Raw genomic sequence first — 12,989 nt, 5'->3', positions numbered from 1 at the left:
CCATTCTCCCTTCTCTTTTTTGTTACAAAACTTCTATTATACTAATACGCTTGAAAGAAATACGATTAATGCCGTTAATACTACTGCTCCGCTTGCTGATCCTAAGAAGTCACCTTTTGTTACGTTTAATACTTGCTCGTTGTTCATATCATTCATTCTCCTTTTTTATACGTTATCTATATGTAATTTCTAAGAAATGATTAGTTCATACTTTTTATGTTAACGTTACATTGAAATTAATTACGTAACGTTTGTAACATTAATGTAACATAACTATTATTACGTTGCAATATAATTACGTAAACTTTATTACACTTTTTTTACGTTTTTTTTAATAAACACTCAAAAACCTTGTTCTAATGCGTTTTCCACTACGTCCGCACTTGTAACACTAGTGTAATATTACAGTCATAAAGCGAAATATAATATTATTCATCTCTATTTTGTTACAAAACAAAGTGAAACTTTAATTAGCGAGAGTTCCATTCCCTACTAATTATTCCCCTTCACCAATCGGGCTTTTACTGGCAATTAATGCGGGATAAAATACTATCTTTCCAAGATAAGTTTATATGTTTCCTCAATATAACTATGTATAATGGAAACAAAGAGGTGGTCATTTTGAAATTAATCGCACTAGATATGGATGGTACACTACTATCATCTAATCTTGAAATCTCCAAAGAGAACTTACAAGCTATCCAAACCGCAAAAGAAGCTGGTCATATTGTAATGATTTGTTCTGGCCGCGCGAAAGAGGATGCTTTGAAATTATTGGAAGAATATAAACTATCTCTTCCAGTTGGAGCAAGCAATGGGGCAATTGTTTATGTGGACGGAAAAGTAATTAACTCGCGTTGTTTACAAAATGATAAAGTATACAAGCTTGCAAAATTACTAGAATCTGAAGGTTTCCCATATAAGTTGTACACAAATAAAGGGGTTTATTCTCCTTATACATGGCAAGGTCAAGTCATGCAGGCGTTCGAGGAAAACAAACATACACTAGATGTTACACTTGAGGAACTTGAAAGAATTACAGAAAAACAAAAGAAGTCTAACTTAATTACCGATTTCCAAAAAATAGAAGATGTTGTGAATAATCCAGAATTAGAAATATCTAAATTCTTTATTTTGACATTTAATGCTGCCCATCGTTCGCAGCTATTGCAAACTTTACAAGAAGATACGGACATTTCGGTTACCGCATCAGCTCCTACTAATGCAGAAATTATGGATAAGCATGGTCATAAAGGGAACGGCCTACAAGAAATGGCAGCTTATTTCAATATACCAATTGAAGATACTGTTGCAATCGGCGATAACTTTAATGATGTGCCAATGTTACAAGTAGCTGGCTTATCAGTTGCAATGGGAAATGCCGAAGAAGATGTAAAAAAACTATGTGACGTTGTAACATTAACAAACAATGAGCATGGTGTTGCTCATGCAATCGAGCAATTTGTATTAAAACAAACTTCATCTAGTAAATAAGAAAAGGACTCTTTCAAATTGAAAGAGTCCTTTTCTTTTATACATGATGACAAGCAACAAAGTGCTCTTCACCAACATTACGAAATTCTGGTACTGTTTTTTTACAAACATCTGTCGCAAACGGACAACGTGTATGAAAACGACAACCTGAAGGTGGATTCGCTGGACTTGGAATATCACCCTCTAGTATAATTCGCTCTCGCTTCACTGTTGGATCTGGTATTGGTACAGCCGATAACAAAGCTTTTGTATACGGGTGAAGTGGATTCGCAAATAACTCATCACGCGGTGCCGTCTCCACGATCGTACCTAAATACATAATCCCAATTTTTGTACATAAATGCTCCACTACACTTAAATCATGTGAAATGAATAAATAGGATAATCCCTTTTTCTCCTGTAATTCACTAAACAAATTAATGATTTGCGCTTGAATAGATACATCTAATGCCGCAACAGGCTCATCAGCCACAATAAATTCTGGATCTAATACCATAGCCCTTGCGATAACGATACGCTGACGTTGTCCACCAGAAAACTCATGAGGATATCGGTCAATATGATATGGAGCTAAACCACATAACTCCAATACTTCTATCACCTTTTCACGAACATTTTCCTTCGTCGCTAGCCCATGAGCCAACATTGGCTCACCAAGTGCTTCTCCAATTCTCATTCTAGGATTTAATGAGCTAAATGGATCTTGGAACACGAGCTGCATATTAGGACGGTGCTTTCTCAGCTCCTCTTTTGATAAAGCATGAACATCTTGACCTTTAAACTTCACTTCACCTTCTGTTTTTTGAACGAGACGGAGAATTGTTTTACCTATCGTCGTCTTCCCACTTCCAGACTCTCCTACTAGGCCAAACACTTCTCCTTTATCAATTGTAAAGCTTACCCCATCTACCGCTTTCACATGTCCAATCGTTCTACTAAATACGCCGCCCTTAATCGGAAAATACGTTTTTAAGTTCTTCACTTCTAATAATGGTTCACTCATTGCCCAGCACGCTCCTCATATAACCAACAAGCTACTTTATGATCTTCGCCATGCACATTAAGATTTGGCGCTTCATTTTTGCATATTTCCATGCAATGTTCACAGCGACCACTAAAGTAGCAAAACTCATCTAAGCCAACCAAATTAGGAACTTGCCCTGGAATAGAATAAAGTTTATCTGTTCGTTGTCCCATTACTGGTTTTGATTTTAGCAGCCCTTGCGTATATGGATGTTTCGGATTTTGAAAGATCTCTAGTACCGGTGCCTCTTCAATAACTTTTCCACCATACATAACGACAACATAATCGGCCATTTCCGCTACAACACCTAGATCATGTGTAATTAATAAAATCGATGTTTTAAATTCCTCTTTTACTTGTCTTAGTAAATCTAATATTTGAGCTTGAATCGTAACATCAAGAGCTGTTGTCGGTTCATCTGCAATTAATAACTTTGGATTACAACTAAGTGCAACAGCAATCATAATGCGTTGTAACATGCCACCACTTAGTTCATGTGGATAAGAATGGACAATTTCATCAGCGCGAGCTATACCAACTTTACGAATTAATTCAATTGCCTTTTTGTATGCTTCGTTTTTACTAAGTAGCTCATGCTCCCTTAACGTTTCTACAATTTGTTCGCCTACGGTGAAGACAGGGTTTAGCGATGTCATCGGTTCTTGGAAAATCATCGCAATGTCATTACCTCGTAAACTTCGAAGCTCTTTCTCTTTCATTCCTAAAAGACTTTTTCCTTCATAAAGAATGTCACCACCGACAATACCGCCGGATTCAGCAATAAGTCCCATAATAGATAAAGCCGTTACACTTTTCCCGCAACCTGATTCGCCTACTACACAAACTGTTTCACCTTCTCGAACTGAAAAGCTAACATGATTGACAGCCTTTACTGTACCTTCTTCCGTCTGAAAATGTGTTTGTAAATCCTTTAGCTCTACCACTGCTTTACTCATGCTTCCTCACCTACCGCTTCATCTTTGGATCTAATGCATCACGAAGTGCATCGCCAAGTACATTAATTGATACAACTGTTATAAAGATTGCAAAACCAGGCGGTATCCATAACCACGGGCGTTTTTGGAAATCGATTAATGAGTTTGCTGCACTAATCATATTTCCCCATGATGGTGTAGGCGGGACAACGCCAAGACCTAAGTAACTTAGTGCAGACTCTCCTAAAATAGAACCCGCAACACCTAATGTTGATACAACAATTAATATCGGCAGAACATTCGGTATTAAATGATATACTATTTTCCGGTAATCGTTTATCCCAAGCACATCAGCAGCTTGCATAAACGATTGTTCTCGTAGCGATAAAATTTGACCTCGCACGAGGCGTGCAAGTCCTGGCCAACCTACTAAACTTAAAATGATCATAATGACATAAAGACGATAATCAGATGGTACTTTCCATTCTGATAAAATAGCTCCCATTATAATAAGCAATGGTAATCCTGGCATCGACATTAAAATATCAGCAAGACGCATTATAATATTGTCGACGATGCCACGGTAAAAACCTGCAATCGCTCCTAATAAAGCACCTAGTATAACGGATAACACCATTGAAGCTAAGCCGATTGTTAATGAAATCCGTCCGGCTTGCATAAGCCTCGTTAAAATATCCCTTCCTAATTGATCTGTACCAAGCCAATGAGAAAAACTAGGTGGTTTGTTAATTAGCGTAACTTGTATTTTCCCTGATGCATACGGCGAAAAGAATGGACCGATAAAACAAAATAAAAACATAAAAACTAATGCGTAAAATCCTATAAGTGCCATTTTATTTTTCTTTATCCTTTTAAAAGCTTGCCTCCATGGCGATGATTCATTCCGTCTTTTCTTCTTTGCTTTTTTCTCTGTAATTGCTGTAACAGTTTCCATCTCTTTCCCCCCTTACTTCAACCGAATACGTGGATCAACAACTGCATATACAACATCCGCAAAAAAGTTTGAAACAATTGTCAAACAAGAAAGAAACATCGTAAATGCCATTAATACCGTATAATCACGAAAATTAAGTGCTTCTAATTGAATATTACCGATACCCGGCCAATTGAAAATTTGTTCTATAATAATTGCTCCTGAAAACAATCCTGGTAATTCAAATGCAAGCAATGTAATAGCCGGCAAAATTGCATTTTTTAGTGCATGTTTATAAATAACAGTCTTTTCCTTTAAACCTTTTGCTCTAGCCGTTCGAATGTAATCTTGCCGTACAACTTCTAACATACTCGTTCTAAAATAACGAGTTAATGAGCCAACTCCAAGAAGAGTCAAAATAAACACGGGTAAAACCATATGCTTTGCAACTTCTATTACGTAAGCAAGCCCCGTCGAATTACTTCCAACATCAATCATCCCGCCTATCGGTAATAGCTTAAAGTCAACCGCAAACACTTTAATTAAAAACAAACCGATAAAGAATGAAGGGAATGACATCGCTGCAAATACACCAATTGTTACAAGCTTATCGAATAAAGAATGTTGCTTTGTCGCTGAAAACACACCGATAATAAGTGCAATTAGCCAAATAAAGAACAATGCAATGATCGCAACAATAAACGAATTCCATATGAATTTATTTAATAATGATGTTACAGGTTCTTGATATTGAAGTGAAAAACCAAAGTCACCCTGCAATGCATTACCTAACCAATGAAAGTAACGCTCAACAATTGGTTTATTTAAACCATATAGCTCTCTAAGCTCCTCAGCTCTTTGCGGTGTAATCTTTGGATTTGAATCAATATAGTCACCTGGAAGAAGCGCGAACAAAAAAAAGATAATAACTGACGTACCCAACAGTGTAGGAATCATTTGTAACACCCTACGAATGATATATGTTTTCACCCTTTTTCTCTCCAATCTTATGCTTAAAATAGAAGAACATTTTTTCAAAACGGCACACTACTTGCCGAATGAAAAAATGTCTTCTACTTATACATTCTTATCGTTATTTTTCAATAGATAATACTGGTAAGTTTGAACTAATACTATTGTATTTTTCAGGGTCAATTCCTTTTATATTCCCGTTGTATCCTGTAATTGTTCTACGGTAGTTTAATAGAATTACTGGTGGGTCATCACTTAATTCTTTATACAATTCTTTGTAAATAGGTTTACGTTTCTCAATATCAACGGTCTCAATACCTTTTTTAATTAACTCATCAACTTTTGCATTTTTATAACCAAGACTCTCCTTATTAACACCAGATAAATATTCACCTGCAGTTTCACTCGGATCAGTTGTAATCGGTGTAGCAACAGAAGCTAAATCATAATCACCTTTATTTACCTTCGAAAGCATAGTATTAAAGTCCATAAATTCAGGATTAAATTCTACACCTATCTCTTTATAATTCTCTTTTGCAATTGGAATTAATAAATCACTATCTTTAGCCGAACTTGGGCCGAAATAAGAAAGCTTTAATTTTTGACCATCTTTTTCACGAACTCCATCCGAACCAACTTTCCATCCTGCTTCATCTAATAATTTTTTCGCTTTTTCTTTGTCGTATTCATATTTATTAACTCCTTCTTCTGTATAAGCCCAAGAAGTTGGATGAATTGGTACATTAGCTACCGTACCGTATCCTTTCAATGCTGTATCAACATATTTTTTACGATCTAACCCGTAAATAAGTGCTTGGCGAACCTTTTTATCTTTTAAGTACGGCTTATTATTATTCATATAAATATAGTTAAATGATGCAGCTGTTTCGATTTGAATGTTCGCGAATTGTAAACCTTTCGCCTGTTCAAGAATTTCATCACCAGTACCTAGGCCAGTATAGTCAACTTCGCCTGTTTGGAACAATTGGAGTTTTGTATCACCAGCAGTAATTTTATAAATGAAGTTTGGAATTTTCGGCTTACCTGCATAATAATTTTCGTTTGCTACAAAACGAACTTCTTGACCTGGAATATACTTTTCAAATTTATATGGCCCCGCAGCTATCGGTTTTCCATATAACTCTTTTAAATAATCTAAACTTGTATTTTGTTTATAGTCTTTTCCATAATACGCTTTTGATAACACCGGTCCACCTAAAGCAGTTAGTGTCTGCGAATTAACTTTTTCAGTCGTAATTTTAATTGTCTGTGGATCAACAACTTGAATTCCTTCAATAGAAGTTGCTTTTCCTTCTTTATATTCTTTACCACCTTTAACAGCATATTGAGAGATGTCTATTTCTCCTTCATATGCCTTATCATGTAAAAGCGTCAATGTGAACGCTACATCATCCGCTGTTAATGGCGAACCATCACTAAATTTTAAATCTTTACGTAAATGGAATGTATATGTTAACTGATCAGAAGAAACATCCCACTTCTCAGCTAATTCTGGAGTTGGCTTTCCTTGTTTATCTGTCGATACAAGCGACGCAAAAATGACAGAGGTTACATTTCCATCCCAACCATTTTGCTGGAAGTATGGTAAAAAGACACCACCCGGTTTACTAATCCCAACAACTAACGTGTCTTTTCGATTTTTTGCTTTATCGGGTACTTTCGTCTTATCTGTAGCAGCAATCTTTTCGATTTTTATATTTTTTAAATCTTGCTGTTTAACTGGTTCTGTAGAAGCCGTATCTTCCTGTCCCCCGCAAGCAGATAACACAAACGAACTACTCAATAATACTGAAAATACACCAGCCCATTTTTTTGTCTTTTTCTTCATTGTCCCCACCCTAACTTTTTTTAATAATTACACTTTATGAACTGCTTGCCTTATGTATGCCTCCCACAGCAACATTTATAGCCAATCGGAAAAGTCGGTTTTGAACGTAAAAAAAGATGTTTTTGAGGGGTAACAATCTTATTCCGACCTTTCCGGTAGACTTTATGGTTATTAGCTTATATCTTTCAGTATATTTTGTCAATTATTTCTATATAAATATTTCGAGAATTCTCCAAAAATTATTGAGCAATATTCAATTTAGGTAAACTTAACAAAATACCATTATAGTTATCTTCTTGTAATCCTTGAATTCGTGCATTATGTGCAGACACGACTTTACTATTGTTTAAGAAGATAACAGGTGGATCCTCACTTAACTCTTGATATAATTTTTTATAGATTTCTTTTCGTTTTTCAGTATCCAATGTTTCTAGTGCCTGCTTAGCTAATTCATCTACCTTCGGATTATAATATCCATCATAATTACGCTTACTTGTCGAAACAAACTCCTCAATTGTTCCGCTCGGATCATCAATCATCGGTGTGGAGACCATCGCTAAATCATAATCTCCTTTAATTACCTTGGAAATCATCGTATTAAAGTCCATGTATTCAGGATTGAAATCTACCCCAATCTTTTTATAATCCTCTTTCATAACGGGGATCATCACATCGTTGATTTTACTTGCAGAAGAAGCAAAATAACTTACCTTCAATTTCTGGCCATCTTTTTCCCGAATACCATCTGCCCCAGCTTTCCACCCTGCTTCATCAAGTAATTTCTTTGCTTTTTCTAAATTATATTCGTATTTATTGATCCCTTCTTCTGTATACGCCCAAGAGACTGGTGTAATTGGTACATTGACGAGTGAAGCATAACCTTGGAAATACGTATCAATTACTTTTTGGCGCTCTAATCCGTAAATAAACGCTTGGCGTACACGTTTATCTTTAAAGTAGGGCTTCTTATAATTCATTTTAATATAGCCGTAAGAACTTCCTATATACACATTAATATTAGCGAAACCTAGCTCTTTTAATTGCTCAATCGTTTCCGCACTTGTCGTGAAACCATCATAATCTACTTCTCCCGCTTGAAATTGTTGCAAATTCGTATCACCTTTTGTAATTTTATAAATAAAGTGCCCAATCTTCGGTTTACCTTCAAAATAATTTTCATTTGCTACAAAACGAACTTCTTGACCTGGAATATATTTATCTAGTTTATACGCTCCTGCTCCCATCGGTTTTCCGTATAACTCTTTTAAGTACTCTAAATTCCCTCGCTTATACTCTTTACCGTAATAAGCTTTTGAAATCACTTCTCCACCAATTAACGACAATGTTTGGGCATTTACCTTTTCAATTGTAATCGTAATTGTTTTCGGATTAACTACTTGAATGCCTTCAATAACTGTTGCCTTTCCTTCTTTATATGCTTGCCCACCCTTTATTGCGGTTTGACTTATATCCGTTGCTCCGCTATATGCCGGGTCATGTAGTAACGTTAATGTAAATGCTACATCATCTGCAGTTAACGGCGCACCATCACTAAACTTCAAATCATCTTTCAAGTGGAACGTATATGTAAGCTGATCCTCCGAAATATCCCACTGCTTCGCCAAAATGGGAATTGGTTTTCCTTCCTTATCCAATCCAACAAGAGGCGCAAATATAGCTTGCGTTATATTACCATCCCACCCATTCTACATAAAATGCGGAAGGAATATCCCGCCAGGGCTCGGTATTCCAATTACAAAAGTATCTTTTCTTTCTTTTGCCTTTGCTGGACTTTTTGCTTTGTCACTCGCCTTAATAAACTCATCTTTTACTTTCGGCATCTTTGCTGCTTCATTTGTACTTTTCTCGTCTTGAGCGCATCCTGCTAATAAAACCGATGTACTAAGGAATGTAGCAAGTAACCCTTTCAAAGCCTTTCGCATAATTCTCACCCTTACTTTCCTGTTTTTTAATTAAGAGGGAACATAACGCTCCTTTCTGTAACTATCTTTATTTTACCTATAAAAATAGTATGAATTGATTTCAAGATTATTCCTTTTCAATAGGTATGTCAATCCTTACCAATTGTTTTCTCTCAAAAAAACAAAAAACACCTTCTATTACCTAATAGCCACGCATAGAATAATAACAATCAACTACCAAAAAGGGGGCGAAAATATGGACAACCTATTCCAATATGTCCTGCACTATGTGCTATTAACAATCATAATAGTCGGGGCGTTATTACTATTCCCGTTCTTCCCAAAGTTCGTCCTCTTTTTAGCTTTTTTTATTATGCTCGGGATCGCTATTATAATTTCAACGAGGGAAGATACCACACAAAAAGAAAGCAGAGTTCAGCGAGTAAAGCTGTAACTCTGCTTTCTTTTTTCAGTCGTAACGTATTCTTGTTAAACCAATTACGAAAAATACTCCTGCAAATAAAATGAGTATACCAATATATCCTCCTATATCTGCTAATGTGCCTCCCCTTACAATTAACTCCGTAAAGCCACGCATCGCCCAAGTTTGCGGAACAAAATTTGCCGCTGTTTGCATCCAAGCTGGTTCAATTTCAACCGGCCAATAAAGACCACTAATCATACATGTTGAAATTACAACGATATTACCTAGTGCGGACTGCTGTTCTGTTGTTTTTACGATACTTGCCAATAATAAAGCTAGACCAATGACGGCTAATAACAATACTGAAACGAGTGTAATAACCCCTAATAAATTTCCCCACTGCACATCAAATAATGAATGCGTTAATATCATTAAAACACCAAATTGAATCCACCCTATTAAAAAGAAGGAAAGGATATAACCTGCTAGTATTTGAACTTTTGAAACTGGTGTCCCTAATAAACGAGACCAAACACCAAGTTGTCTAGCTTTCAAAATAGTTCCCGTCGCACTTAACATGACAATCATGACGAATAGAATTGAAAAACCTGCAGCTCGACCTGTAACGTTATTTAACTTTTGATCATCATGTAAAATCGATTCTTTTTGAATCGAAACAGGATTTACTTTTGTATAAATTGTTTCATACATCGTTTCCCACGAAGTGTTACTTTTCTTCTCAAAATCTCTTGCCGCACTAACTTCTATCTCCATCTTTTTTAATGCACTTGCTAATACTTGCCCTACGGAAGTTCCACCCGTAAAATCAGCACTGGCTTGAAATTGAATATTTTCTATTTTTCCATCTAGCATACTCTTTTGAAAATCTTTTGGAACGATGATTATACCAGATGATTTCTTGTTTTCGATCCTCTGTTTCCCTTCCTCATATGTTACCTTCTCTATAGAAATTAAATCACTTTTCTTTATTTCCTCATAATACTTGCTAGATAATACAGAACCATCTTTATCCACTAAACTAATATTTACTTTCTCATTCCCACTTCCACCTAAAAGTCCACCGAAAATAAGTGTAAAAATAATAGGCATTCCAAACATGAGTATATAGCTTTGTGGCTTAATTAAGATTTGTTTTAATTCTAGCCAACAAAGTGCCCAAACCTTTTTCATCATTTCCCCTCCTATCTCGTACGTAAACGTAACGTTCCAATCATAACGGAGATAATTCCTGCACTACATAAACTTAAAATAATAGGGAGTAGCACATCCCAAGATGTTCCCGACATAATATTTAAGAAGCTTGTAAGTGCCCATTTATTTGGAACAATATTCGCAACTGTTTGAAGCGTATCGGGAAATACGTAAATCGGTAACATTGATCCACCTAATATAGCTAATATTTGAATGCCGATTCCCCCCATTAAATCTGCCGTTTTTTCCTCACGAATAAAGGCTGCAATTAGCATGGATAAACCAGAAACACAAATTGCATACGAAACCCCCAACACTACTATTTGAGACACGTCTTCGCCCCATTCCACATGAAACATAAAGTGTGTAGCAACTATAAACATTCCAAATTGTATACAGGCAAATAGTAATGTACCTAAAAATTTCCCGAATAAAATCGAAAATGAACTCGTCGGTGTACTGAACAACCGCGCCAACGTTTCGGTTCGTTGCTCTGTTACAACTGACTTCGCACCTACTGTTATGTTATATAGTAAAAACATGACTAACATCGCTGCTGCATAATATTGCATCGCTGCAACTGTTTTTTTACCAACTGTTCCTTTTTCGATATGATTCGCACTTGCAGTTGCTACCGTCTGTAGATTTCCACTTACCTCTTTTGCAACTTGTGCCACATCACCCTGCTGGGATTTTACTAATTCTGTTACAACACTTTTAGTAGATACTGCGACTGTTTGAACACGTTCTGAAAAAGAGCGGATCATTGATTCGGCAATTTTCGCTTGTATATCTTTTGATGGGTCTATAAGCACCTTTGGTTCTTTTAATTTTCCATCTTGTATTTGTTCGCTCCATTTATTTGGGATGATAATTCCTACATCGATTTTCTTTTCCTTTAACATATCTTCAAGCTCTTCCTGAGAATTAACTACCTTTACTTTCACATCATCTTTTATTTCTTTAGATTGCAATACATCTTTTTGAAAGACATCTGCAAACTCATCCGTTCCCCCTTGATAATAGCCAATTATTGTTTTCGGTAATCCACCACTATCAAATACATTACTTAACGCTGAACCTAAAATCGCTGTTAATAAAAGCGGCATAATTAACATCATCATAAATCCGCGGCGGTCGATTAAACGGATTTTTAAATCTTTCCATGCAATAATGAAACTTTTCATTTCGCACTAACCTCCTTAATCACGCAGTGAACGTCCTGTTAATTGTAAAAATAGTGCCTCTAAATTCGGTTCTTGTACTTCCAGCTTTAAAATTTGCGCGTTGTTCTCAACAACTACTGAAACAACTGTACCAATTGCCTCGCCACCATTTAATCCAATGTCAATCGTGCTATTATCTTCGTCAAAAATAATACGCTCAACAACAGGTAGTGCTTTCAACTTTTGTAGCAGTTCCGTACTATAGCGATTTAATTGCAATTTCACTATAAATCCATCTGTCAGACGATTACATAACTCTCTTTTCGTTCCTAGTGCAATTACCTTTCCGTGATCAACGATGGCAATTCGCTCACATAAATACTCAACTTCTTCCATGTAATGACTCGTATAAATGACCGTCATGCCTTTTTCATTTAATTTTTTAACAGTCTCTAAAATATGATTTCTCGATTGCGGATCAATCCCGACTGTCGGTTCATCCATAATTAATAACTCTGGTTCGTGCATAAGTGCTGCACCAATATTAATACGCCTTTTCATTCCACCTGAAAATGTTTCAATTTTATCTTTTCCCCGATCCTGTAAACCGACGTAACCTAACACTTCCTCCGCTCGCTCTTTTGCAACTTTTCCATTTAAACCGTACATCTTTCCCCAAAAAACCAAATTTTCCTTTGCTGAAAGTGTCGGATACAGCGCAATGTCTTGCGGAACAATACCAATTTTCTTTTTCGCTTCTAATGGATACTCTTTTACCGATTTCCCACCAACTTTTATATCACCACTATCGTATGGAATTAATCCGCAAATCATTGATATCGTCGTTGATTTTCCTGCCCCATTTGGGCCAAGCAATCCAAATGTTTCACCTTTTTTCACTTCAAAAGAAACATTCTTTACGATTTCCTTCTTACCAAATGATTTCGTAATATGATCTATGACTAACATATTGATTCAGCCCCTTTGCATTCATCTACACTTTCATTGTAGAAAAATTTCTTCTTCTCTCCATCACCCTTAAGATAGAAATACAAAA

General features: G+C 36.1%; 11 protein-coding genes and 1 pseudogene. 2 read left to right on the top strand and 10 right to left on the bottom strand.

Going from position 1 to position 12,989, the window contains the following annotated elements; translation table 11 throughout:
- Positions 1-36: 36 nt before the first annotated feature.
- A complete protein-coding gene (locus BAU27_RS20800) occupies positions 37-156 on the bottom strand; it encodes a DUF3948 family protein (protein WP_002009865.1) in 120 nt (39 codons plus the stop codon).
- A gap of 465 nt (positions 157-621) precedes the next feature.
- On the opposite strand from BAU27_RS20800, the gene BAU27_RS20795 reads away from it, so the two are divergent.
- Positions 622-1,494, top strand: a complete 873-nt coding sequence (locus tag BAU27_RS20795; protein WP_071771793.1) for a Cof-type HAD-IIB family hydrolase — start codon at positions 622-624, stop codon at positions 1,492-1,494.
- A gap of 37 nt (positions 1,495-1,531) precedes the next feature.
- Here BAU27_RS20795 and BAU27_RS20790 read toward each other — a convergent pair whose 3' ends face one another.
- The 6 genes and pseudogenes from BAU27_RS20790 to BAU27_RS20765 all read right to left on the bottom strand — a co-directional run bounded on the left by BAU27_RS20790 (position 1,532) and on the right by BAU27_RS20765 (position 9,151).
- Positions 1,532-2,497, bottom strand: a complete 966-nt coding sequence (locus BAU27_RS20790) for an ABC transporter ATP-binding protein (RefSeq protein WP_071744528.1) — start codon at positions 2,495-2,497, stop codon at positions 1,532-1,534.
- A complete protein-coding gene (locus BAU27_RS20785) occupies positions 2,494-3,474 on the bottom strand; it encodes an ABC transporter ATP-binding protein (protein ID WP_071771792.1) in 981 nt (326 codons plus the stop codon). Before BAU27_RS20785 ends, BAU27_RS20790 begins: the two co-directional genes overlap by 4 nt.
- Before the next feature lie 10 nt (positions 3,475-3,484).
- Positions 3,485-4,408, bottom strand: a complete 924-nt coding sequence (gene opp4C / locus BAU27_RS20780; protein WP_071744526.1) for an oligopeptide ABC transporter permease — start codon at positions 4,406-4,408, stop codon at positions 3,485-3,487.
- A 12-nt stretch (positions 4,409-4,420) separates the two neighbouring features.
- Positions 4,421-5,377: an ABC transporter permease gene (locus BAU27_RS20775; protein WP_071744525.1), complete on the bottom strand. Its 957-nt coding sequence runs from the start codon at positions 5,375-5,377 to the stop codon at positions 4,421-4,423.
- 103 nt (positions 5,378-5,480) lie between these two features.
- Complete coding sequence (locus BAU27_RS20770) at positions 5,481-7,208, bottom strand: ABC transporter substrate-binding protein (RefSeq protein ID WP_071744524.1); 1,728 nt, start codon at positions 7,206-7,208, stop codon at positions 5,481-5,483.
- Between the two features lie 239 nt (positions 7,209-7,447).
- Positions 7,448-9,151 (bottom strand): annotated as a pseudogene (locus BAU27_RS20765) (ABC transporter substrate-binding protein).
- Between the two features lie 235 nt (positions 9,152-9,386).
- On the opposite strand from BAU27_RS20765, the gene BAU27_RS20760 reads away from it, so the two are divergent.
- Positions 9,387-9,584: a hypothetical protein gene (locus tag BAU27_RS20760; protein ID WP_002115459.1), complete on the top strand. Its 198-nt coding sequence runs from the start codon at positions 9,387-9,389 to the stop codon at positions 9,582-9,584.
- Positions 9,585-9,599: 15 nt separating this feature from the next.
- Here the strand turns inward: BAU27_RS20760 and BAU27_RS20755 are convergent, their stop codons facing one another.
- Genes BAU27_RS20755 through BAU27_RS20745 form a run of 3 tightly spaced genes read right to left on the bottom strand, consistent with a single transcriptional unit; the run spans position 9,600 to position 12,901 of the window.
- The gene (locus tag BAU27_RS20755) at positions 9,600-10,745 is read right to left on the bottom strand and encodes an ABC transporter permease (protein WP_071771791.1); all 1,146 of its coding nucleotides are present in this window, start codon (positions 10,743-10,745) and stop codon (positions 9,600-9,602) included.
- 11 nt (positions 10,746-10,756) lie between these two features.
- A complete protein-coding gene (locus tag BAU27_RS20750; protein WP_071771790.1) occupies positions 10,757-11,953 on the bottom strand; it encodes an ABC transporter permease in 1,197 nt (398 codons plus the stop codon).
- Between the two features lie 15 nt (positions 11,954-11,968).
- Complete coding sequence (locus BAU27_RS20745) at positions 11,969-12,901, bottom strand: ABC transporter ATP-binding protein (RefSeq protein WP_071744521.1); 933 nt, start codon at positions 12,899-12,901, stop codon at positions 11,969-11,971.
- Positions 12,902-12,989: the final 88 nt, after the last annotated feature.

It is taken from the genome of Bacillus sp. NH11B (assembly GCF_001884205.1).
GTDB lineage: Bacteria > Bacillota > Bacilli > Bacillales > Bacillaceae_G > Bacillus_A > Bacillus_A proteolyticus.
This window is presented reverse-complemented; position numbering and strand designations above follow the sequence as displayed.

Coding starts and splice junctions, on each gene's coding strand:
- BAU27_RS20770 (WP_071744524.1), bottom strand. CDS start 7,208: ATGAAGAAAAAGACAAAAAAATGGGCTGGTGTATTTTCAGTATTATTG.
- BAU27_RS20750 (WP_071771790.1), bottom strand. CDS start 11,953: ATGAAAAGTTTCATTATTGCATGGAAAGATTTAAAAATCCGTTTAATC.
- BAU27_RS20745 (WP_071744521.1), bottom strand. CDS start 12,901: ATGTTAGTCATAGATCATATTACGAAATCATTTGGTAAGAAGGAAATC.
- BAU27_RS20760 (WP_002115459.1), top strand. CDS start 9,387: ATGGACAACCTATTCCAATATGTCCTGCACTATGTGCTATTAACAATC.
- BAU27_RS20755 (WP_071771791.1), bottom strand. CDS start 10,745: ATGAAAAAGGTTTGGGCACTTTGTTGGCTAGAATTAAAACAAATCTTA.
- BAU27_RS20785 (WP_071771792.1), bottom strand. CDS start 3,474: ATGAGTAAAGCAGTGGTAGAGCTAAAGGATTTACAAACACATTTTCAG.
- BAU27_RS20800 (WP_002009865.1), bottom strand. CDS start 156: ATGAATGATATGAACAACGAGCAAGTATTAAACGTAACAAAAGGTGAC.
- opp4C (WP_071744526.1), bottom strand. CDS start 4,408: ATGGAAACTGTTACAGCAATTACAGAGAAAAAAGCAAAGAAGAAAAGA.
- BAU27_RS20790 (WP_071744528.1), bottom strand. CDS start 2,497: ATGAGTGAACCATTATTAGAAGTGAAGAACTTAAAAACGTATTTTCCG.